The organism is Clostridium sp., assembly GCF_036639235.1.
In the GTDB taxonomy this organism is placed as follows: Bacteria; Bacillota; Clostridia; order Clostridiales; family Caloramatoraceae; genus Clostridium_AB.
Window position 1 is genome coordinate 1 of the sequence record NZ_JAVWJB010000089.1, and the last position, 3,677, is coordinate 3,677.

At 30.4% G+C, this 3,677-nt stretch carries 2 protein-coding genes and 1 pseudogene; 1 reads left to right on the forward strand and 2 read right to left on the reverse strand.

Features of this window, described 5'->3' with window-relative positions; translation table 11 throughout:
- The first annotated feature begins 273 nt into the window (after positions 1-273).
- Positions 274-834 carry a hypothetical protein gene (locus RR539_RS10570; protein ID WP_332483847.1) on the forward strand — a complete coding sequence of 187 codons (561 nt, stop codon included), beginning with the start codon at positions 274-276 and terminating at the stop codon, positions 832-834.
- A gap of 295 nt (positions 835-1,129) precedes the next feature.
- Here RR539_RS10570 and RR539_RS10900 read toward each other — a convergent pair.
- A pseudogene (locus RR539_RS10900) lies at positions 1,130-1,504 on the reverse strand (CAP domain-containing protein); the annotation flags it as partial.
- A 1,134-nt stretch (positions 1,505-2,638) separates the two neighbouring features.
- Positions 2,639-3,505, reverse strand: coding sequence for an Abi family protein (locus tag RR539_RS10580; RefSeq protein WP_332483845.1), 867 nt, complete (start codon positions 3,503-3,505; stop codon positions 2,639-2,641).
- Positions 3,506-3,677: the final 172 nt, after the last annotated feature.

Here is a 3,677-nt window from a genome sequence, read left to right on the forward strand (position 1 = left end):
AAATGCTTCAATCAATTAAAGAAAAACAAGCTAATTGTAATGGTGATGGCCAAAATAAAGGCATGGGCAGAGGACTTGGTAAAGGAATGGGCAAAGGAAATTGCCAGGGACTTGGAAGCTGCACACAATCTAAGTAATTAATATTGAATAACATATACTAAAATGGTAAAATCTCCTTATTGTTATAAATAGGGGGATTTTTTATGGAATGTAAAAGTAGACAAGATATAGATAATTTTAAAAGTGGATTAAACTATTTTAGGAGGATATAGTATGTTTAATATAAACTATAAAAAATATATTCCATTATTATTTTTTAGTATATTAATAATTAACATACTTATTGTTGTTCTTGATTACAAGTATAATATTATAATATTTAGTACATCACTTGATATTTTTTTAAATATTATACTTTTAATATTAGGTTCAGCGTCTATCCCATACATCTCTAAAAAATTTATTCGAAATATAACTATTACTACAATCACATTTCTAATTATAATTATATGCTTTCAAATTGACTCTTTACCTAGTGTAAATAAAAGTTCTGAGCATAAAATTTTTTATTCAGCTAATGGAGATAACTCTGTAGATTTTATAAAATCTATAGAGCCAGGATGGCCAGATGATGAAATTCATTATCTGGAAGTTATTCAGAATAAAAATTTTATAGTTAGAAAACGTGTAGCCCTATTAAGTAGCTTCAATGGTATTGGCTATGAATTTAAATGGATAAGTAATACACAGGCTATATTAAGATATAAATGTTATAACAAGCTTTCTCCTGGAGATTATGATATTTCAATGCAGAACTTAAATATTAACTTTTAAGAATGTTATATATTGGACTTTTTTAATAAATAAGCTTGTACTATTGAAAACGTCTATATTAAGGAGTACAATTATATAATACATAATATTAAGAAAATTGAATGCAAATTATACTAAATATTATGATTTAATTGTTATCTATTTTTGTTTGCCTATTGTTTGTTTTAGGCAGATAGATATTTATAGATTTATTTTATTCTCCTTGAGGGAATGTGTTTGTTAAGGTAAGTAGGGTATCGACTTTGTCGATACCCTACTTATTTTTTGAAAAATCTATATCCAGTTATTGTAAACACTAGTCAGTAAACATCTGTGTCCAGTAAGTTGTGTTTCCAGCCTTAACGTACCCTATTCCTATCTTTCCAAAGTTAGTTGATAGAATATTAGCCCTATGACCAGGTGAATTCATCCAAGCTTCCATAACACTTGCAGCTGTAGGTTGTCCCTTAGCAATGTTTTCCCCTGCATAACCATACTTAATTCCAAACTTCTTCATCATATCAAATGGACTTCCATAAGTTGGTGAAGTATGTGAAAAGTAATTATTATCTGCCATGTCCTGAGACTTAATACGAGCAACATCAGAAATCTTAGCATCTAGTACTAAAGGCTTAAGCCCAGCCTTAACTCTTTCCTTGTTAACTATATCGAATACCTGTTTTTCAATTGAAAGTGTTTCATTTGAAGAACCTGAACCAGAATTAATAAATGATTTAATATCTCTTTCTAAAGCATCACTTTTGTCACATGTTCCAAGCTTCTCAGCCTCTATAAGAGCCTTCTTAGCTAGCTCCTTGTCATTTGCAGCCTTAGCATCGTTAAACATTTTAAGTGCCTTATTATACTCAGTATTAAACTGATCCTCAACGCCCTTAACAACCTCTGAAGCCTTGTTCATTCTACTAACAAGCTCATTGTATTGGTTTCCAAACACACTTCTATCAACCTTCTCAAGGTCTATCTTTGCAAGATTTAAATACTCTCTCCAAGTCTGTGCATTTTTAATACCTATATAGTTACCGTATCCCCCCTGCTCCTTAGGAGTCATGCTTTTTTCAACCTGATTAATTCTTGCAACAGCCTTAACTAAGGCCTCAGCTCTGTTAAGCTCTGCCTGTAAAGCATCCTTAAGAGACTTTTCACTTGAAGGAATCTTACTTATAAGGGATTTCCCCTCCTTAATGTAAATCTCCCAAGTAGCCTGGTTCTTAATCCCAAGGTAGTTTTTCTTAAGAGAATATGTTAAATGGTCAATCTTAGCTCTAGCATCCCTATAAGCCTTTGAATAGGCTCTTTGGTTAATAGATGCTGAATTCTCTCCTGTATTTTGTGAACTAGCAAAGGCTAGATTAGGTAGTGTAGCAATCATTAAAGCTGATGCTAAAGCTATACTTATCTTCTTCTTAATCATACTTTTACCCCCCATTAATTCTTAATCTTTTGTGTAAAATTATATCTTAATAATGATTAACTAAAATATAATTTCTAAATGGTAGCTTATAGTGTTATATAGCTAACATTAGATACATTATTATACAATTAAAAGCCAAATACAAATGAAACACTTTCAATATATCTCAATATCTGTAATCACTTAAATATAATGTATAAAGTTAAATTTCTATATTATATATACTTATATTTTTAATTACTCATGTTAATTAAGTAATACCAAGGGTTTAACTATTAACCCTTGCGAACTAAAAAGCAATAAATAATACTTTCTCCGTCTATTATAGAAAATACAAATAAGTGAATCTTAACCCTCCTGCCCATAAAGGAACCATCTCTAACGAGATAGCCTCTACACCAACAATATTTCTTTCCAATTCTCAAATAATCCTATACTTTTTATATCTATATCTATGCTGTACTGAATAATTAAAGCTTCTAACTCTATTAAAAAGCTTCTCCACTCTTTTTTACTAGGATATAAATCCTTCATAGCCATTAAAACAGCTAACAAACTATTTTCACTAATTTCTAAGTCATCATAACACTCTCTAACCCTTGTAGGATGAAAATCGCTTTTATATATTTTTCCGTAATGGGCACATTCATTTCTCATATTATTTAAGGAATGAAGCCAATTCTCTATAAAAACAGGGTCAGTAGGGCAGAAATTCTTCCTAATATATCCCTTATCCTTAGGTAATAAATTAGAGTACAGCTTCCAAAGGGCTACAAATGGTAATATTTCAACAGCTAACATTATAGGAACTCCTCTACTTCCCTTAATATTATAGGACTTAAGCACTGTATTCTTCCTCTTCGACTTACTTTTTTCCCTTTCTATTCCCTGAATTAGCTCCCTATGATAATCAGCATTTATAAAATTCCCTCTATATGTGTAGCCAAGCTCTCCGTAATTAACACTAAGGGTATATCCTATATATGACCTAAAGGCTATTTCAATATCTCCTATTCCCTTCATAATAAGTGACCTTAGTTCCCTATCAAAGGAATAAATATTATATATTCTATTAAAAGAAGCTCCTTCTCTGTAACTTTCCGCTCCTACTTTATAGTCCTCTCCATACATAAGAATTCTATATAACCCTATTCTTTTTAAAACTCTATAAGCAAAATCTCTATCCTCAACCTCTATTCCTCTATCTATAAGGATATTTATCTGCTGGTCTATTGTTTTAGTTTCAAATTCTTTAGCCACTAGCCACTCCCCCTAAAAGAAAAATAGTGTATATTTTCTATAAGATAATATACACTAAATGCTAGTTAAAATTTCATTTTTTATTTATATAACTTACAATTTAATATTCAATACAAAATAATAAAAGTAAAACCCTATAACCTTAAGGTTATAGGGTTTTGGTGCGCCGAGA

Excerpts from the sequence above, each read along its gene's own strand:
- RR539_RS10570 (WP_332483847.1), top strand. The coding sequence starts at position 274 with ATGTTTAATATAAACTATAAAAAATATATTCCATTATTATTTTTTAGT.